Raw genomic sequence first — 20,150 nt, forward strand, 5'->3', positions numbered from 1 at the left:
GAGATGAAAGCTTAAACCCAAACCCCTGTATTTTTACCCGCCACCGCCCCACAAATTTATAAAGGAACAAACCGGAAACCCTGTTCATCAACCTCCAGTATGGAAGCGTAATCAGGCTTCCAGTCCCCCAACACAATACGGGTAAAGCCATCTTCCTGATGGATATGCTCACGGTGGGTGTGTCCGTGAATCAACAGTTGGGCATGATGCCGACGCACAATATCTGCGGTGAATTGCGGCTGGACGTCCATGATTTCGGCAGCTTTATATTGTTTGCCCTGCTTGCTGGTGCGGCGTATTTTGCGGGCGATTTTCAGGCGCAGGGCAAGCGGCAGGCTTAGGAATAGGCGTTGCAGCCATTTTTGGTGAACAACCTTTCTGAACTTCTGATAACGCGCATCATCGATACACAAAGTATCTCCGTGGCAAATCAAGGCAGAGCTGCCGTATAAATCGACCACCGCATATTCGGGCAGCAACTTCATACCGGATTGCGCTGCAAATTGCTTTCCGATCAAAAAATCCCGATTGCCGTGTACAAAGAAACATTCCACCCCGCGCTGCACGACCGATTGAATCGCTTGCGCGATGGTTTGGGTCAATTCGGATTGTTCGTCGTCGCCTATCCAAAAATCAAACAAATCCCCCAAAATATAAACCGAACGCGCCTTTGGTGCTTTTTCGCGCATAAAGCGCAAAAACAATTCGGTCAATTCGGGATGGGATTCGCTCAGGTGCAAATCGGAAATAAAGTAAATCGGCATGGCGGGCAACAGGTGTGAAATCCTTGCCATTATAGGTTTTCAGACGACCTTTGTATATCGGCCGCCAACGTATGTGGCATGGTCTCACCCGTTGCCGGAACTTCGCTCAATTTCTCTTTTTATCCGACATTCAGGCAGGCAATGATTTGAAACCCGATCCAATCAGCCGCATTGGACGATTTTTTGATAACTGTCTTCCTGATGCACATCACTGACAGGAACAACGTAAAACAATTCATTGCTGCGGACAAAACGGTTGACCAAATCCCTATCGATATCAAATACATGATGGCGCAAGCCGTTCAAGCCGCGGAATATCATGGTTTTCCAGTCCGCATACCCGTTGGCGTTGGGGCGGATATCGTTCATCGCGTCCAGCGCCAGCAGTTTGCGGTTCTGCTCTTCCTTGTTCAAAGGCAGGGAATAAACGGAGTGGAAATGGAACGGCTGACCGAACATCGGCGGCAGGCTCAACATCGAGCCGGACTTGCCGATCGGGAAATCGTCGCTCAAAAAATGCAGCGTATGCAAAAACAGCGAGCCTTTCCGATAATCCAATTGTTTCAACGCTTCAACCGCAGCAATCGTCGTATATTGATGGTCTTTGTGTGCATCAATATTGGGCGACGGGCTGACGATGATGTCGGGCTGGAAGGTTTCGATAATATAGGCCAGATTATTGACCAGACCGCGCCAATTCGAGCCGCCGTTCAAGCCTTTGGACAAAGGCGAGGTATTGGCACGGCGGAACAGATTGACATCCGCCGTATCCAGTTTGGTCGACTTCACATCGGCATCAGGATTCTGCTTCATGACTTGCAATGTGCTGTCAAAATAGCCGAGCTGCAAAATGTTTTCAGACGACACCCCCGCCAAAAGCGGCACGGTCAGGCTGTTCCATACGCGCATCCTGCCCTTTTGCAGATACTGCGCCTGCATTTGCTCGGGATTGCGCGCATACAGATTGTTGTAATGGAAGCTGCCGCCCTCCCCTGCGGTAATCGTAACCACCAACGTATCGGCAGCATGTTTTTCATATAATCCGTAAGCCGCCAATTCCGCATCATCCGCATGGGGCGCAAGGACCAGGATTTTTTTACCGCTCAAACACTCACGCGGATAAACCGACAATTCGACTTCCTGATCAGGCAGGGACACGCGGTTGCCGCTTAATGTAATTTTTCTGCTGCCGTCGTCGAAGGTATCGGTCAAATTGAGGTAGCGCGCGCCGTTGCCGCCATGTTCGACATACGCCCGCCATTCCCCGCGGTTGGTTTTGACGCCGATCCAAGGCATCACCAATCTGCCCAGCCAACCTGATTTCACGTTGATTCTGGCGATTACCGTATCATTCGCGCCGATGGTGTCGGGCAAGATCAGTTCGCCCTCACGCAAACTGACTGTCGCCGACTTGGGCAATTGACCGTATTCGTAATCGCGGCTGACATCGTAAGCAAAGCGTTTTCTGCGAATTGATGCCACGATAAAGGCAGCAATTACAAGCAGGCAAAGTATCATGCAAAACAATACTAGCAATAACATTTTATTCCCCTGTGATTATTTCCTTTATCTTATTATCTAAAAATGCGCCCGTCTTAACTTTCTAACAAACGGTCGTTTTAAAAACCAAACGTCATTTAAAAGAGTAATTTACAATTTGAAATCATACAGTTTTCAATTGCACAATCCCTTTATTTATAAGCGGTCTGCGCCATCTGACCGTTAAATTTCGAGCAGCCTTCCCCATAAAATAAACACATGGGAAACCTGTCGCGACAATGCAAAGGTCGTCTGAAACCATCTATGCCTTCACGCCCATCATGTTTCTTGCCATATTTGAAACAAAAAATCGAACACCAAGCGTTCAGACGACCTTTTCTGCCCCTTGATACCAACAACCCGCCCAAAAACAAACCGACCGCTGTATCTCGCGGTCGGTTTTTTGGATTTTTTATTATCAAACGTCGTCTGAAACCTTTTTCAGACGACGTTTTACGCTTTACCACATCAAGATTGAAGGCTCCGGCGTCACCTGATAACCCTCCTTGCGCAACTTCTCAATCAAGCCTTGTTCAGACATCAGGTGCATGATGCCTACGGCAAAAACCGTTTTCTTTTTAGCAGATATCTCTTTGATTTTCGGCAGCCAATTTTGATTGCGCTTAATCAGCAAATCGCTGCGTACCCAAGATAAAGCGGGAATAGTATCGGGATACTTTTGAGCAAATTCCTTTTCGAATTCAGTTTGCACCAAAGGTAAATCCTCGAACTTTCCTTTCTCATAGGCATTGAAAAGACGTTTGGTTTCCCGCTCGGCATACTCTTCATTCGTTCTCAATGTCAACATTTTAATCATCAACTTTTCCGACTGACTGGCAAAAATTTGAGAAAAATCCATCACATCCTCTAAAGCAAGGCGTGTTTTACCGGACTCTTGTGCCGCTTTCGACAGCAAAATATCCACACCTGTCTGGTTGCTGTATTCAGGCGGATAAATACTTAAAGCAAACAGCAACACCGCCCAAGGATGCATGTGGTCGATGTACGGTGCCATCTGAGCCAACTCCGGACTTTTCATAAAGTCCTGTTGCAACAGTTCAAAATTCTTATCGCCCAACTTGGATTTCAAAGAATCTTGACTATAAATTTTTTGCATAAACTCTTGATATTTCGCCATCTCTTCATCATTGATCTGGGGCAGCATATCGGCCTCGGTAACCAACTGTTCGGCAGATGCCAGCAGATTCTTTGCATCTTTAGACAAGGTGGCATTGGGCTTACCGATATGGATGGTACCGACCAAATAAGAATCCGGCTGCCCAGCTTTACTGATTTTCCAAACATTACTGGTTAATTTAGGGGTATCCCAATTCAATTCAGGACGGATAACAACAGAAGCCGCTTTTTCTTGCTTTGCTGCCGGTTTCTCCGAAACCTCCTGTTTACATGCAGACAACGGCACAATCGCCAAACATACAGCCAACAGAGACAATAATTTATTCATCTTTTCCTCTTCATCATCATGAAATGTGGCAACAGTATAGTGTATAGGGAGTTAACTTTAAAATAGACCGATATGTTAAATAAAATACCCGATTTTATTACCAGATTTGAAAACTATTTTGCCCCTTACCTATCAAACTGCCCTAATGAACAAAATGGCTTCTTTGCACACCCCGAACAACACCTGCTATTGAGCCACCAATAAGGAAAAGGTCGTCTGAAACTGCCCGACTGATGATACAATTTCGCTTGAATATCCACTTCGGAACACGGTCATGAGTCTCTACGCCATCGCCCACATCATCCACCTCTATTGCGCCATCGCCTTTGTCGGCGGCGTATTTTTCGAAATGCTGGTTTTGTCCGTCATGCACACCGGCCGCGTCTCGCGCGAATCGCGCCGCGAAGTCGAACGCGCCATGTCCTACCGCGCCGTCCGCGTTATGCCGCCCATCGTCATTACGCTTTTCATCAGCGGCATCGTCATGGTATTCAACCGCTACCTGCCCTTTTTGAGCCAACCCTTCGCCACCTCATTCGGCACGCTCCTCACCCTCAAAATCCTGTTGGCAGTCAGCGTCCTCGTCCATTTCGCCATCGCCGTCGTCAAAATGGCACGGCGCACCCTGACCGTCGGCTGGTCCAAATACATCCACGCCGTCGTATTTTCCCATATGCTGTTCATCGTATTTTTTGCCAAAGCCATGTTCTATCTGTCTTGGTAAGCTGTTTTCAGACGACCTATTTACCATCAGAGGTCGTCTGAAAAACAAAGAACGAACACAAAATAACACGCTGACAAATAGCGGCATTTGAAAGCAAAAAATCCGCCATAACCCGCAAAACCAATATGACCAAGTCAGCCGCGCTATCCCCCTCTTTCTCATCAGCTGGGGCAGATTATTCAAAATTAAAAGGCAACGAGGTTCATATATAGTGGATTAAATTTAAATCAGGACAAGGCGATGAGGCCGCAGACAGTACAGATAGTACGGAACCGATTCACTTGGTGCTTCAGCACCTTAGAGAATCGCTCTCTTTGAGCTAAGGCGAGGCAACGCCGTACTGGTTTAAAGTTAATCCACTATAAAACCGATTTACTTCTTGCTTCCTAAGCGTGAGGAAATTTGTCTCTTTGAGCAAGAGTGAGCAAAAATGTTGTATCGCTAAAATCAATTCATAACAAAAGGTCGTCTGAAAAAATTCAGACGACCTTTTGTATGAAAAACAGCAAATCGACTCTGCTATTTTATTGGGCTTGCCTGCCTTTTATTCATATGCGTCATCATCATGCACGATGACCTTATTGACATAAACCGGCTGCACTGAAGTTTCTTCATTCACAACAGGAGGCTCTGTCTGTGACGCAGATGTTTCGGTAGTCATTGGCGTTGCCGGCAGCGTGTTGTGTGCAGAATGAGTTTCTTCGCGTTGGATATCTACTTGCGGCGCCAAAGGCTCATGCTCTACCGATGGAGATTCCTGCTTACCGGTTTCAGGCTTCAATTCGGATACGGTAGTGGTTTCTATCAGCTGACTTTCCGATGGCAAAGCCACGGGAGCCACAGGCTCAGATACGGACGGATGCTCCTCTACATCAACCGCTTTTGTCGAAGCTTCTTCCGCTACCGGAGCTTGCGTAGTTGGCGTAGTTTCTGTTGTTACCCGTGTTTCTACTGTTGCAGGTGCCTCCGTTTGGGCTGGTGTTTCTTCGGTTGCAGAAATTTCCGTCTTGGTTGGCAGCGTTTCTACCTTTTCAAGTGGTTCAAATCGGATTGGTGCTTCTACTACTGTTTCATGCGTTTCTGCTTTAGCCGGCACTTCTATTGTTTCAGATGCTTCTGCTTTAGCCGGCACTTCTACTGTTTCAGATGCTTCTGCTTTAGCCGACGTATCAATTTCCTTGTTTTCTACGGCTTTTTTCTCGGTTGGCGCAGTTGTATTGGATACTTCCGGTGTCGCCGAGCCAGCATTTGTGCGACCAGATTTCTCGGTATCTGTCTGTTTGACATCCTTTGTTTTCACACTTTCTTTAACGAGGTCGTCTGAATTTGACTTGCCTTCAGACTTTTTACCGTCTTCCGATTGGTTAGTCTGTGTAACTTCAGGATAAGGAATCGGCTCTTCTGACTTGCCTGCCGTTTCTTCCGGTTTATCCTGTTCTGCCTTAGCTTGTTGGGACTCCGTAGCTTTTAATTTCGCATTGTCTTGTTTAGACTCAGGCTTCCTTCCTATCGAACCTGATTTCTGCTGATTAAGCGGATACTCTCGAATAACGACTTCGGCAGGCGGAGTTTCGGTATGCGGCACATGACAGCTCTCGCCCATTTTGATGAAATCAATGCCTGAAATCAAAAAATTGGTGTTTTCCAGATTGCCTCTTAATCCGACATAGATTGGTGTATTTTCAGGCGTATTTTTTCTGACGCTGATGATTTCCGCTGCGGCTTCATAGCCGTTTCCGCTACCGGGAAGCAAAGTGTAATTGTTTTTCAAATCACAACTTCGAATCCGGACATAATTGTTTTGAGTGACCAACATGCCTTCCAGCTCTTTGGCAAAGGCGGTTTGAGCGGTTGCTGAAAGCAACACGCCGCAAGTAAGGAAAATGTGTTTAACCATATTTTATTTCTTAATTTTCAAAGTAATCTATTCACGCCAAAGAAAGCTTATGTCCGGCTGCGTTTAACGGAAACCGTCCCCTCAGGCATAAAATAAGTGTCTATTACTACCGCACCCACGTTTTCGATTTCGCATTCCAGCTGATAACACAAGACCATGATATTGTCTTTGGATTCAGTGAGGTGGATATCCAAGTTCCTTAATCTCGGCTCGTATTTCAACAAGGTTTTCCTCATAAAATACCGCAAGTCATGCGCGCTGGACGGCAGGTTTTTATAAACCATGCTGAGATCGGGAATTCCATAATCCGGCAGATGTTTCAAGGAACCGCTCCTGCTGTTAAGAATGCGTTGGATATTGTCCAAAACACTGCGAACCAACTGGAAGCTGCCTGGCAAATCATCTATCGGCAAACCGTCGGAATAAAATCCGGTCAGTTTCTCATAGAGTGCGGCATCCATTATTTGACTTTCTTGACCGTCTCTTGAAGCAAGACTTTGTTATCCACCAATTCGATAACGACCGGTTTTTTATTGGTCAGCTGCTTTTTGGTAATCAACATTTTCCAAGTCTGCTCTTCCCCTACTTTGTTGTAGAAAGCGACAACACCGACATATTTGGTGTCTTTATTCAGCGTTTCATCAAAGCTGATGGTTTCCCCCGGCCGGATGGTATATTGCTTGTAACCTTCTGCCAGATCGTTGCTCAAGATGGTTTTGTCTTGATTGAGCAAATCACGATATGAGGCAACTTCATAATTTTGCTTGTCTTTCAACTGATACACTCGGACGACTGTCGACAGCGACTGCCCGCGCTCGTTTTGATTCAAACCGTTTCGTGCAATCAGGTCGATTTTCAAAATCTTGAGTTTGGTATAAAAAACACTTTTCGTTGCTTCAACCGTTCCATCTTTCATGCCTTGCCAAATCCCGCATCCTGAAAGCATGGCGCATAAAAGGGCTAATGAGCAGACTGACGTAATTCTGGTTTTTTTATTCATGATTTTCCGTTTTCTTGAAGTTAGTTTGAGTAAGTATAGTTCGCTATTTTTATTTGTTTGTCTTGGTGCATCGCACCTAAACCGGTATTAATCCCCAATATTTGTTTTTTTTCCAAACGGCTTTTGGGTATCCATTGTTTTTTAATATTCAGGTAAACACTCGCATCAAAACGACGACCCAAATAGAGTTTTAATAGCTCGAGCAATTTTTGGTGCAATTGCTGCTTTGGCAACAGAAGCTGCGCGTTGTCAAATGTATCGGGCGTAATTTCAATACGCACCAAATGACTGTAATCTTTTATCCGTCCGCCCAAAGATGCGCTTCCCCCGTCTAACCGCAAACCGGCTTTCCCCAGTTTGCGGTCCTTCTCCAAAATGACCCACTGCGGCTGGAACTCTTTTACTTTTACGTCGGCAAAGGGAAGAAGGTATCTGACGATGCTGACAATCCCTTCTTTGGTTCGGGTTCGTTGGTAAAAAATACTGAACAATCCCAAGATCCTGCTATCCAGCAAAGGATGCATGAATTTCCCGTTGAGCATGCCTTGCCCGATTAGGTGCAAGAGGGAACGCGATAGGTCATCCTGCCCTTCCCGTTGAAACAGAAACGGATAACGGTATTTTTTCCATGCTTGGAAAAACAGGGTCGTGATTCGGTGGTTAAAAATATCTAAAAATGCCGCCAGGCTTTCACTGCCGTCTTTATGCGTCGCAATATCGTTCAGGAAGTAATCCGGCAAAACCGCATCGACACCGTACAAACCTAAAAATGTCGTCCTGACAGTCGGCAGATCGGCTTCTGCGTCATATTCAACCGATGCGATCTCCCCCGAAGGGAAAGATAAAGACTTTACCCTTCTAAATCTTACGGTTGACTCGACAGCCTTTTCTTCATTTCCTTCGGCAAGGGTTTCCAGAACCCGGCAAAATTGGAAGAAATTCATCGTTGCCGCATTGCGTACAATAAACTCCCCCAATTTCTCCTGGAAGATTTCAGACGACCCGCTTTCGCGCTGCGCTTTATTTCTAGGAATCTCCCATAAGGGAAGCGTTTGCCTGTCGTTATTTTCTTTGGCGCTTTTGTGCGCCGTTTCTAAAACCGTGTGATAGTTGTTTTGCTGTCTTTCCATGTATATGTTTTCCCGGATGGCAGAGAAACAATGCTGAACCGGGTAAACAGGTTCAAATCAGCATACATTGCAAAAAATTCGTTCAATAATTCTCCGAACAAATAAATTTCCGCCTCACCGCTAAATGCGGTCGAATCAAATGTTACGGTAATATGAATTCCGCGGTGGACTGCGCCACGCTCGATTCTCTGTACTGTTTCATGTTTGACATCAACAATACCATTCAGTCTGCGCTTGTTCAGCTCGTCTTCAGTCCAGTCGTAAATGGACAATGCCCCTTTCAAACTGTCGACATTCAATAGTGATAAATAGTTGGGTGACAAATGGGACAATATGCGCCATTGGAATCTATCCTCTGTCGGCGGATAACAAGACAATGTCGGCGTGGTAAGATTTCTGACCATTTTGACATTTGGTTCGGCGATATCGTCGTCTTGAATCTGAGTCTCCCTCAGACTTTTACGCGGCAAAGCGCCATTTGTCCCGACCACCTTCAATGAAAGCGTCTCGGTAGGCAATATATCTTTTCTATCCCACAACAATCCGCCAAGCATGATAAATGTTTCATGTCTTCCTGATACGCCTTGTTTGACTTTGGTATGGAAATACCTTTCAGGCGCATCATATTTCATCAATCCGCCACGATGCTGGAATGAGGAAAAAGGAATATAGGGGTAACGTTTGCCTGTTTCATGATTAACCGCCTCTACCTCTTCGACGGAATAAACTTCAACAGCCATACCTTCATGTAACAGCGGCTTCACCTGATATTCGAACGCCTTATGATCCACTCGGATAGGCTCTGCTTCCATATCAAACAGATTGATGGCAGGCACGCAGTTCAATTTCAAACAGTCAGGAGGGAATCGAAGCTCTGAAGGGTATTGCTTGGAAAGAACCACATTCACGCTAAACTCATTAATCCGTTCCGACCACGCTCCGGCATCGATGCCCACTAAATCAATAAAGAAAAACTTCTGTTTGAAACAAAAATATTCCAGCAATAGTTGATAGCCGCTAAAGCTGTTATTGACTTTCTCCCACAACCTTTCATCTTCAGCAAATCCGACTGCCTTAAACTGTATATTGCCGGCAGATGGCAATTCGGCATGATGCAGGCTGATTCGCGCTGTCTGATTCAACAAAGCATGACGCAATGCGAAGGCAATCGGTTCATCAGCGGAAATATAAATTCTGATTTTGGAAAAATCTAAATTCTCTTTCTGTATTTGCCGGTGGATACCGAAAGTTAATTTGATGACGCTTTGACCATTCGCATCATAATCCAACAATGTATGCAATATGCTCAAAGGCTGGAGCGCAACATCAGCAGTGGTCCGATACAAGCATCTGGTCAATCTATCGTTGATATTGATAGGTTCGGACTGAACGGACAATCCTTTTTTAACGACTTGCCCTCCTTGCAACTTTTTATTATCCGGAATCAATTCCAAAACAGTCAGGGAAGGAATCATCCTCAGATAATGTGGCCACAGCATATGGACCAACCCCTCCGTCAATTCCGGAAAGTCATCATCTAATTTTTGTCTGATTCTCCCTGTCAAAAAAGCAAAGCCTTCAAACAGTCTTTCTACATAAGGATCGCGCGTACCTACTCTGTCTAAATTCAGCATTGCGGCACGATCAGGGTGGGCTTTTGAAAACTCTAATCCCGCCTCTTTGAGATACCGCATCTCTTCTTCATAATAGCGTAATGTGGGATCTGACATAATATATGCTTAATAAATTAATTCCAATGCACGGACAACATCTGCCTGCATCAACTCTGTCCGTAAAAATTCGAGCTGTCCGACTTCCTCAATATCTTTATTATCAAGGTTTTCACTTAATAGTTGATACCAAAGGGCATACACTTCAAACGTAAAATGTCTGTCCCACTCTTTAACTGTCAACACTTGCATCTGCTTCGAAGCCTGTTCCAACAGTTTCACTGCCCAGTCCGCCTTTTGGGCGCTTACAGCCAACCGAGCCATCATCACCCATTTTTTAACCTGCCCTGAGCCTGTCTGCCACTCCGGTAATGTTTCCAACCAAGCAAATGCAGCGTCTAAACCGTGTTCTTGTGTTTTCAACAGAGCCTGTTGCCAGTAACTTTCTTGATTTTTTGTCTGAGATGGCGACGCTAACACTGCTTTTTGAATGGCTTGACTACTCGTCTGCTTGCGCACGGACGACATGACCTTTTCTTCCAGCCATTTAAGCGTATCAGCCGATACGAACGGGAATCCGTTATCAAAACTCAAGCCGGTCAGGCCTTCGCATCGGGTCAATAAGGATTTCAACTCAAATAGCGACGAATCAATTTGGGAAAGATATAAACCACCCAATGCCTGCTGACCTTGCCATGCGTAATATTGCAAATCCAGCCAATAGTGATTAGCACCTTCCAAAAAAGCCGCTTCCACTTTATCGAGCAAATCGCGCCATTGCTGCTCCTGAACCAAACGATTCAGGTTTGCCAATAAATCTGCCCTCGGAGCCTTCAAACGCGTCTGACCGTTTTGATGCGGAGGAATGCCGTTCAATCCGCCCCAACGGACAGCCCGAATCATCTTGTTTGCAGACCAATAACCATCATCCTGTTCTCTCAAGTAGGCAGCATTAATCCTGACTTGGTCAAGCAAGGCTTTAGAAGAGTTAACCTTTGTGACAGTCAGACTTTCAGACGACCCTCGACTCCCTTGATGAATTTGCGGCGTTGCCACTTGCTCAACAGGCGCAACAGCTTCCTGATTTTGATTTGAACTTGTCGGTGAGGATGAAAAACGAACAGATGACTCTTCAAAATATTGCAACAATGGGAATAAGCTAGGGCGTACTGCCTCTTCCCATCCATCAAAGTAATGTTGCAACGACATCAAAGCCGATAATGTCCGCTTAAGCTCCGTAGAATCGGATAATCCTACTTCTTTAAGCGTATCCAACACCCTTTCACCGGACAACCAATTTAATGCATTACGTTTTTGTACCGGCTTTTTCGGCCAAAGCGACTGATCGAATTTTTGCAGCAAGCCGCACAAAATCTCCAAGCCGTCTGAAAACCCTGCCAAGCCCCTGTCTCTCAACGAGGCAAAAATGTAATAGGTTGCCACCCTCAGGTCTTTAGATTCACGCTTCAACAGGCGTTCTGAAGCATCCAAAATCAATCGGTAATCCATACCCGAAAGTTTGGCCAACTCAATTTTGATGGCTTCAAAATCATCCGCATAGGCGACATCCTCGCCACAAGGATGGTCGTCTGAAACAGGCTCCAACCATTCTTGCCAGCGATGGATATTGTTATCGGTGATAGATGTACCTTCATCACCGAGTATCGGCTTTACCCATTGGGGTAATGTCATCATTATTTAACCTCAAAAATCTTATTCGGCAGATGGATATTTTTCAGATCCAACAGTCCCAACGGTCCTTTACCGGAATTGGTCCGCATATAGAAGCGCATCAATTTGTCTTTTTCCAGTGGGAACTCAACCAAATAGGTACTTCCATCAATCGGTGTAACCCTGGATTTTTCAAGCATACGGATGAAACCGAAACGTCCGCTGATTTCCTGAGTTTTACGCATACCTTCTGCCTCGGTTTCCCAAGAAATACGCAAACCGGCATTGCTGACATCACCCGGCCATTTAAATGGCTTCCACTCTGTCTGCTGGTTGAAATAATTCAATGATTGACCATCAACAACCAAGTCAAACTGAACAATCCCTTGAGTAGATGTCGGCTTCAGCTCAAAGCTGTAACCCCCTTCTCCGTTGACGAAGAAATCCTCAGAAATCGCACTCAATTTATTCAGCTGTTGCAACAATCCCGGATTGACTTTCAATTCGCTTCCCGGCGCCACAATCCATTGATTGCCTTGTTTGGTCAAAACACCTGCCAATTGGGTCGTTATAAACTGATTCAATGCGCCTTTGTTGATATCCAAGTATTTTGCCAATACGGGAATCGAAACCTCGGTTTCTGATTTGGCAAACGGATATCTGCCACCCAACTCGGACTGCATAGGATTAACAAAATTGTTTGCCCACAGATTATTGATGTCTTTTTGGGCCACGCCTGCAATCGAATCCCATACGGAATTAAATGGCAAGACAAAAACGTTGCGCGCGAACGGCAGCAATCTGTCGCCCACACCAGCTTCAATCAAACGCGCATACTGCATACCTTCAAGAAATTCATTGTCTCCGCCGTTCAAGACTCCTTGAACGGCCGATCTGGCTACACCACCGGTATCGGAAGAAGACGCCATTTGAATCAAACGTTGTTTAATGGTCGTCACGCGCTCAAGGTAGCGTTGCAGGCTCAAATCGCTCTTCGGATTGATTTGCGCGTCAATCAATTGCAGCAAGTTTTCAAATTCTGCTTCCAACGGTCCTGCCAGATAATCATTGACTTTACCTTCCAGTGCGTTGATGTTTTCTGCCTGTGAATTTAATACCGTATCGGCAACCCTACGCGAGCGGGAAGACAGCTGCCTTGCCGCCGCACGTTTTGCAGCATCGGCAACCGCCGGATTTACGTCGATTTTTTTGCTGTCCAACTGGCTGCTTTCTTTCACAGCATGGAACAATGCCACCAATGGGGAACGCTGAGGATCTGCATAAACGTGGAACTGATTGACCGAATCCAAATTGGTCGTTCTTGGCTGCCATGTAATACTGTTCATCATGTCATACCAAGCCGCAGCATATTCTTTGAAATAACGCTCTTTCAGACTGTTGATCGCAGCTTCCGTCACCGGTGCCTGATGCAGGTTTCCGCCCAGCACCCAGTCAGTATTCTTGCTGTCTTTAACAGCTTGGTCCAAAGCAGGTTTAACATATTTCTCCCAGCCTTCGACTGTATACACACGAGGCAAAGGTTTGCCGACATTCCAAATGCCTTTCAAATCCTTATTCAGCAGCTCTGCCAATGTGATGGTTTTCAGCTTGGCATCCGTACCTTGTACGATGCGTTTGTATAACTGTTCACTGCCTTGGTCGCGATTGATCCAATCCACCAGAATCTGACGGCTTCGTGACACTAATTCAGGTTGCTCCGTTTCCAGCCAACCGGAATGGGTAGCCATGCGCGGTACGAAAAATTGGGCCAAAATCTGTGCATCCTTGATAGAAACATTCTGCGCCGACAGCATTTCCACCAGTTTTTTCGTCAGGAATTCAGCATCTTTTGTGTCTTTGGTTTTCTCTACATGAGACGTCAGCATCAAATATGCTTTCAGGTCTTGATAAGAACTGTCTTGCAGTTCAAAGTCGTCCGGAATCTGCCCTTCGAGCATAGTCAAACCATCCAACTTATTCGCAAAGAATACGGTAGCAGGGCGGCTGACGACATCTTTAACCAAAATACCGTATTTACGATACGCGGCAGCCAACAACTCTTTTCTATGCTCATAGCCCAAGAACTTGGCTGTATATTGCAAGAAATCCCTGCCGGATTCCATTTCGGCAATACTTTGTTGCAGTTTGATTAAGGCTGCAACTTTTTCCGAGCGTGATTTTGCCTTCTGAACACTTTCCAAATCAGCATTCAGACGACCTATATCTTGATAACTGCTGTGCGCACCCACTGCAAACACACTACCGACCAACAAGGCTACGGCACTCATTGCCAGATAGGTTTTTTCCGTTTTGGACAAATGCAGTTTTTTACCTGAACCCAAAACAGACAGATCGTTAAACGCACGGTAAATCAAATCTCCTGATTGTTCGGGATTGTTGGTTTGAATAAACGAAACACCGGCAACTGTATCCAGTTTTCCCAAACTCCGTTTTTCAGCAGCAATATGATCTGCCAAAGCCTGACTTTGAGAGGGCAATGTGGCAGACAGTTTTGCAATAGGTGTTTGGCGCAAATCTTCCTCAATCAGCTGCGTACCCACTGCCGCCAGCTGGTTGGCAAACTGATCCAATTCTTTCGCCAACTCCGTTGCCGATACAGTCGAACCATATTTCAAAGCATGGCTGATGGCTGATGGCATTTCATCGGCTTCATTGGTCAGATACACCTGATTAATCGGCAGCTTCCATCCGAGCTTTTTCATCAACTCAGTCAATTGCGCGGCATTTTCGTGAATTGAGGATTTTGCTTGAAGCGAAACAATGCCTTCGGCAGGACGTTTACCCACACCCCTCAGATATTGCCAACCGCCCGCAGGCTCCATAGCCTGTGCATCAATCCAAATAGCCGATGCAGTTTCTACCCACAACTGACGGCGGATATCCGGCAAAGAGGCTTCCAGCAAAGCAGTATCTTGAGTGACCACAAAAATCCAAGGCTTACGGTGTTTTTTATATTGCTTGGTCAGCAAGTGGATATGCCTCAACTGCTCCCAGCGTTCCGACACGCCGATCAAATGGGTAGATTCCGCACTGTCGCCGCTTAAATCTTCGGGATTCAGATGCTTCAAATTGGAATGTCTGTCGGACACGCCTGACCAAAGCATTCGTGTCAACAGAGGGATAAAGAATATCAACGAGGTCACTACCGTGATACATGCCCACACAACCGCTTTGGCTGCAGATGTATCGATTCCGAATTTATGACCTAAAAAGTAGAGTAAGACTGCACTGACGATGCTTAGAATAATAACCACTATGCCAGTAAAAATTGGCTTCATAATAACTTCCGAAAAATAAATTTAAAATCTAAAAACTTAATCTGTATTTTGAATATCAGAACTTTTGAATTATTAAGATGAAAGGCTTCTTGCCAAACCTGCCCCGAATCAGGCATGCGCCCCTAAAAACCTGCAACACTAAAAGGATTATGCAATTTTGTATCTTATTTCAGACAATCCGGCACTTTAGCTCCTTGCAGATTCCATTCCCCTTAGTCGCTTCCGACAGTCGGCATACTGCTGATCAAAGCGCAGCCGCATGCAGTTTTACAACCGTCCACAGCGACATCGCGCCCTTTAAACGACATATATTGACTGCCTTCGATAATCGGATTGGTGCCATGCCCGGGTATGGGGCAAGAAACCAAATCGCCTACCAGAGCGGCAGGCTTTCCTTCAATGACCATATCCGAAGACGCTTGAACCACAACGCCTCCATGAGTAGTCGCATCTCCCAGCCTGATAATACCTTTCATAGTTTTTACCTTTTTAAAAAATTTACTTATCATATCAAAAAATAAATAAATTAGTAACTACCGTTAAATATCAAATTCATACCGCTTATCACCCGGGTTATAACGCGGGCAAAATTACGATGGTTTGAGTGCCAATCGATTTTTTAAAATAATGAATAAAGCCATTGCCATTCAAATATTTATGACAACTTAAGTTCATACCGAATCAAAACAGGATAAAGCCCGACTGGTTTTAAAATTAATCCGCTCTAGAAAAAATAAACAAAACAATTTTCAGACGACCCCTTGAGGTAACCTGACTTGCTCCTTTCAAAAATGAATTAACTGTCCACCATGGGACGGTTTTAAGTTTGAGAATAGGAGATTTAAAGAGAAAAGTGTTTCAAGGGCGGACTTCTTCAAGCTATAGTGGATTAAATTTAAATCAGGACAAGGCGACGAAGCCGCAGACAGTACAGATAGTACGGAACCGATTCACTTGGTGCTTCAGCACCTTAGAGAATCGTTCTCTTTGAGCTAAGGCGAGGCAACGCCGTAATAGTTTAAAGTTAATCCACTATATTTTTACGCTTAAAGAGGTCGTTTGATGAGAAACCCATAGCCATTACCGATCGATAATCACGCTCTAGGGCGCGACGACGGGTGGCGGATAGCCGTGTGCATCAATTTCAGACGAGGCGAGCCACGGGGTATGGACGAGATTGACGGGCAGATGCGCCAACTCGGGGATATGGCGGCGGACGAATGTGCCGTCCGGGTCAAGCCGGCGGGCGGTTTGGATAATATCGATGGAACACCTGCGGGCATTGCGGGCGGCGGTTTGCCAGTTGCCTTCGTTCAACGCGGGGTCAAAATCGGTTTGCTGCGCGGCGAACCAAGCGATGCCGTGTTCGGACGGCTGATGCAGGATGCCGCACAAAAATTCCGCCGTCAGGGAGCGCAGGGCGGGATGCAGCCAGCCGCTCGATTTCAGGCTGCGCATGGCGGCATCGATAAGCGGGAAACCTGTTTCCCCCTGCCGCCAGCGTTCCGTCAGGTCGTCTGAAAACGGCGCAGATTCAGCAGCAGATTCAGGCTCGATGCGGGCGCGGTGATAGGCAAGCTGCTGATAGAAATCGCGCCGAATCAAGTTGTCCAACCAAGCATCTGCGCCCTGCCCTGCGGCTTCGGCCGCCAACACGCGCGGCGAAATGCAGCCTGCGCTCAAATACGCACTCAATCGACTGGTGCCTTTTCTGGTGGGAAAATCCTTCATAATCGGATAAAACCTGATATTTTCTTTGAACTTCCGCCATTGCTTATCCGCTTCATCTTCGCCGCCACGTTGTGCGGAAACCATGTCCTGCTGCCCGTTCCACGCAGGAAATGACGGCATTTCAACAGAGGTCGTCTGAAAAATTTCAGCGAGTCCGCCTCCCGCATCCCGCCCGCCGAACCGCTGCCGAAACAAAGCCAGCCACGCTTCTTTATAATGCGGGAAGTCGGTATAAGGCGCGCCGTGACTGCCCATGATTTCTGCCTTGGCGAATATGGCACGGTCGTTAACACGCTCGAACGCAACGCCTTGTTCATCCAAAATCCGCCAAATGCGGTTATCTTGCCCGATTTCAGACGACGTATAGGCTTCGTCTGCAATTACGGTCTGAACATTCAACCGCGTCGCCAAAGCAGGCAATTCTTCCACACGGTTCACCGCATACAAAGCCACGCCACGGGCCGCCAGCAAGCCATGCAAAGCCGCCGCCGCCTGATAATGAAACCAATCCTGACGCGGATTGGGGATTTCAGACGACCTCCGCGCCACCCACACGCCTGCCACAGGCAATCCCCGCTTCACGGCGGCGGACAACGCGGCGTTGTCGCGTATGCGCAGGTTGCGGCGGAACCAGACCAATGTATGTGCTTGCATGGCGATGTCGTCTGAAAGGGATAAGGCATTTGATTTTAGCAGAAATTTTACAGCCCGAAGAAGGAGGAGGAATACGGGAAGGTCGTCTGAAAATCTAGGGCGTGCTATTCGCAAAAGCTGTTTGCTGTTTCAACCTGTGCGATACTCCCTATTCCGAACCTGCCTTAAACCCTGCTCTCCTACTCTGCTCGAATAATCTGCACGCCACAGGTCCGTTGTCCTGACCCATCCTATCGCTCAAAAAATGCTAAACATCGCACACGCTTTCAGACGCCCCCTCATCGCCCCGTCTTCCGACATTGCCGTTCGTCATACCATATCCCATCCTTTCCCCATTTCCGTTATATTCCGTCACTTTGCAAATCTGAAGATCGTCTGAAAATATGTTGGGCAAACTGGATACTTGGCTGATGGAACACCCGAAACGGGATGATTTGCACGGTTGGCGTCGTTTTGCGGTCGAATTCTGGTTTTTTGGACTGAAAGAAGCGCGCGCCTGTTTGTTTGCAGGTTTGTTTTTCATTGCCATGTTCCTGATTCCGAAAACAGGCTGGCTGGGGATTTCGCGCTATGACCTACTGCTGATTTTTGCAGTCTCCGTGCAGGCTGCGATGCTGTATTTCAAGCTGGAAACGTGGGACGAAGTGAAATCGATTACGCTGTTTCACTTGGTGGGCTTTGCTTTGGAGTGGTTCAAAACATCGGGCGACATCCAGTCTTGGAGCTATCCGGACGAGGCATACACCAAAATCGGCGGCGTGCCGCTGTTTGCAGGCTTTATGTATGCGGCGGTCGGCAGCTACATCATCCAGGCTTGGCGGCTCTTTAATATCAGAATCAAAAGCCATCCGCCGTATTGGTTGAGCACATTGTGCGCGCTGGCAATTTACGTCAATTTTTTCACTCATCACTATCTCGGCGACTACCGCTGGTATCTCGCCGCATTCGCACTCGGGCTGTATGCGCGGACAACTGTTTTATACACGCCCTATGACACTACCCGAAAAATGCCGCTTCTGCTGGCGTTCGTCCTCATCGGTTTTTTCATTTGGCTGGCGGAAAACTTAGGGACTTTGTTCGGCGTTTGGCGTTATCCCAACCAAATCGGCGCATGGGCATCGGTACACATCAGCAAATGGAGTTCGTGGGCCTTGCTGGTGATGATGACGTTTACCATCGTGGCGAATTTAAAACACGTCAAACACACCATCAGCGTTTCTAAAGACTAAGGGATGCCGTCAGACGAATACCGATTTCCACACGGTCAATCGTCAGAACATGCCGTATTACCCCCTTCCCCTTTTCAGACGACCCTCATCCCATTAAACTAAACCTCCATATTTAAAGCCCACCCAACGGAGAAATCATGAATCAAAAAATCAAAGCCGGCATCGTCGGCGCAACAGGCTACACCGGCGTAGAACTGCTCCGCCTGCTCAGCACGCACCCCAATGTCGAAGTAACCGCCATTACCAGCAGGAGCGAAGCGGGCATTGCCATTGCTGATTACTTTCCCAGTTTGCGCGGCATTTATGACTTAACCTTCCAAACGCCGGACCAAGCCCGACTGGATCAATGTGACGTCGTGTTCTTTGCCACACCCAACGGCGTCGCCATGAAGGAAGCACCCGCGCTTCTGAACCAAAACGTCCGTATCGTCGACCTATCCGCCGACTTCCGCATCCAAGACATCCCGACATGGGAACAATGGTACGGCATGCGCCACGCCAGCCCCGATATTATCCCGCAAGCCGTATACGGATTAAGCGAAATGAACCGCGACACCATTGCCAACGCACGCATCGTTGCCAACCCCGGCTGCTATCCTACCTGCGTTTCACTGCCCTTATTGCCTTTGTTGCAACAAGGTCGTCTGAAAGCACACATGCCATTGATTGCCGACTGCAAATCCGGCGTCTCCGGCGCAGGGCGCAAAGGCAACATCGGTTCACTCTTCTGCGAAGCGGGCGACAATTTCAAAGCATACGGTATCGGCGGACACCGCCACCTTCCCGAAATCAAACAAACCATCCGAACATTGCAGGCAGACATTGCCGATGGTTTTGTCTTCACTCCGCACCTCACACCCATGATACGCGGTATGCACGCAACCCTTTACCTGCATCTTGAGGACGGTTGCCATCCCGAAGAAATACTTCGCGAATACTATCGGGACAGCCCCTTTGTCGACATCCTTCCTGCCGGTTCCACACCCGAAACACGCAGTGTCCGCGGAGCCAATTTGTGCCGCATCAGCATCCAGCAAGCGCCGCAATCCGACGTTTGGATTGCCTTGTCCGTCATCGATAATTTAGTGAAAGGCGCAGCAGGACAAGCCATTCAAAACATGAACATCATGTTCGGTTTTGACGAACAACTCGGTCTGCAAAACGCCCCGCTACTCCCCTGATGTATACAGTCATTCCGAACAAGCGGGATTTTCATCCATCTAAAGGGGTCGTCTGAAAACCACTCACGCCGTTTTCAGACGACCCTCATCAACAACCACAATAGCAAATGCCTTCCAAATCACAAATCTAAAGAATTTCTAGTCGGCGAGCTTTAACCACACGGCGCATGCCTACCCTGCCCGTCCATTATATAGT

The 20,150-nt window shown here is 47.0% G+C and carries 15 protein-coding genes; 3 read left to right on the forward strand and 12 right to left on the reverse strand.

Annotation, left to right across the window (positions count from 1 at the left end):
- Positions 1 to 56 precede the first annotated feature (56 nt).
- From lpxH to MON40_RS12265, 3 genes are all read right to left on the reverse strand, one after another.
- Positions 57 to 764, reverse strand: coding sequence for a UDP-2,3-diacylglucosamine diphosphatase (gene lpxH, locus MON40_RS12255; protein ID WP_039862831.1), 708 nt, complete (start codon positions 762 to 764; stop codon positions 57 to 59).
- 162 nt (positions 765 to 926) lie between these two features.
- A complete protein-coding gene (locus MON40_RS12260; protein WP_039862695.1) occupies positions 927 to 2,306 on the reverse strand; it encodes a PIG-L deacetylase family protein in 1,380 nt (459 codons plus the stop codon).
- Positions 2,307 to 2,763: 457 nt separating this feature from the next.
- Entirely contained in the window at positions 2,764 to 3,768 is a 1,005-nt protein-coding gene (locus tag MON40_RS12265; protein WP_003776036.1) for a TraB/GumN family protein, read from the reverse strand.
- A 274-nt stretch (positions 3,769 to 4,042) separates the two neighbouring features.
- On the opposite strand from MON40_RS12265, the gene MON40_RS12270 reads away from it, so the two are divergent.
- Complete coding sequence (locus tag MON40_RS12270) at positions 4,043 to 4,492, forward strand: CopD family copper resistance protein (protein WP_003776034.1); 450 nt, start codon at positions 4,043 to 4,045, stop codon at positions 4,490 to 4,492.
- 544 nt (positions 4,493 to 5,036) lie between these two features.
- On the opposite strand, the gene MON40_RS12275 is transcribed toward MON40_RS12270, so the two are convergent.
- The 9 genes from MON40_RS12275 to MON40_RS12315 form a co-directional block, all read right to left on the reverse strand.
- Positions 5,037 to 6,389 (reverse strand): hypothetical protein, encoded by a 1,353-nt coding sequence (locus tag MON40_RS12275; RefSeq protein WP_003776032.1) that lies wholly within the window; start codon positions 6,387 to 6,389, stop codon positions 5,037 to 5,039.
- Positions 6,390 to 6,436: 47 nt separating this feature from the next.
- The gene (gene tssE, locus MON40_RS12280) at positions 6,437 to 6,850 is read right to left on the reverse strand and encodes a type VI secretion system baseplate subunit TssE (RefSeq protein ID WP_003758401.1); all 414 of its coding nucleotides are present in this window, start codon (positions 6,848 to 6,850) and stop codon (positions 6,437 to 6,439) included.
- Positions 6,850 to 7,389 (reverse strand): type VI secretion system lipoprotein TssJ, encoded by a 540-nt coding sequence (tssJ, locus tag MON40_RS12285; protein ID WP_003765178.1) that lies wholly within the window; start codon positions 7,387 to 7,389, stop codon positions 6,850 to 6,852. Before tssJ ends, tssE begins: the two co-directional genes overlap by 1 nt.
- Before the next feature lie 20 nt (positions 7,390 to 7,409).
- Positions 7,410 to 8,519 (reverse strand): type VI secretion system baseplate subunit TssG, encoded by a 1,110-nt coding sequence (gene tssG, locus MON40_RS12290; RefSeq protein WP_003776031.1) that lies wholly within the window; start codon positions 8,517 to 8,519, stop codon positions 7,410 to 7,412.
- Positions 8,483 to 10,249 carry a type VI secretion system baseplate subunit TssF gene (gene tssF / locus MON40_RS12295; RefSeq protein ID WP_003758395.1) on the reverse strand — a complete coding sequence of 589 codons (1,767 nt, stop codon included), beginning with the start codon at positions 10,247 to 10,249 and terminating at the stop codon, positions 8,483 to 8,485. Before tssF ends, tssG begins: the two co-directional genes overlap by 37 nt.
- A gap of 9 nt (positions 10,250 to 10,258) precedes the next feature.
- A complete protein-coding gene (gene tssA / locus MON40_RS12300) occupies positions 10,259 to 11,884 on the reverse strand; it encodes a type VI secretion system protein TssA (protein ID WP_003776030.1) in 1,626 nt (541 codons plus the stop codon).
- On the reverse strand, positions 11,884 to 15,159 hold the full coding sequence (locus MON40_RS12305) for an ImcF-related family protein (protein WP_003776029.1): 3,276 nt from the start codon (positions 15,157 to 15,159) through the stop codon (positions 11,884 to 11,886). Before MON40_RS12305 ends, tssA begins: the two co-directional genes overlap by 1 nt.
- 212 nt (positions 15,160 to 15,371) lie before the next feature.
- Positions 15,372 to 15,635: a PAAR domain-containing protein gene (locus MON40_RS12310; protein ID WP_009310839.1), complete on the reverse strand. Its 264-nt coding sequence runs from the start codon at positions 15,633 to 15,635 to the stop codon at positions 15,372 to 15,374.
- A gap of 625 nt (positions 15,636 to 16,260) precedes the next feature.
- Positions 16,261 to 17,544 (reverse strand): FAD-binding domain-containing protein, encoded by a 1,284-nt coding sequence (locus MON40_RS12315; protein WP_003776026.1) that lies wholly within the window; start codon positions 17,542 to 17,544, stop codon positions 16,261 to 16,263.
- Positions 17,545 to 17,927: 383 nt separating this feature from the next.
- Here MON40_RS12315 and MON40_RS12320 point away from each other — a divergent pair, with 383 nt between their 5' ends.
- Together MON40_RS12320 and argC are read left to right on the forward strand one after the other, a co-directional pair.
- Positions 17,928 to 18,773, forward strand: coding sequence for a DUF817 domain-containing protein (locus tag MON40_RS12320; RefSeq protein ID WP_003776025.1), 846 nt, complete (start codon positions 17,928 to 17,930; stop codon positions 18,771 to 18,773).
- A gap of 137 nt (positions 18,774 to 18,910) precedes the next feature.
- Positions 18,911 to 19,954, forward strand: a complete 1,044-nt coding sequence (argC, locus tag MON40_RS12325; RefSeq protein ID WP_003776024.1) for an N-acetyl-gamma-glutamyl-phosphate reductase — start codon at positions 18,911 to 18,913, stop codon at positions 19,952 to 19,954.
- Positions 19,955 to 20,150 lie beyond the last annotated feature (196 nt).

It is taken from the genome of Neisseria macacae ATCC 33926 (genome assembly GCF_022749495.1).
Lineage (GTDB): Bacteria > Pseudomonadota > Gammaproteobacteria > Burkholderiales > Neisseriaceae > Neisseria > Neisseria macacae.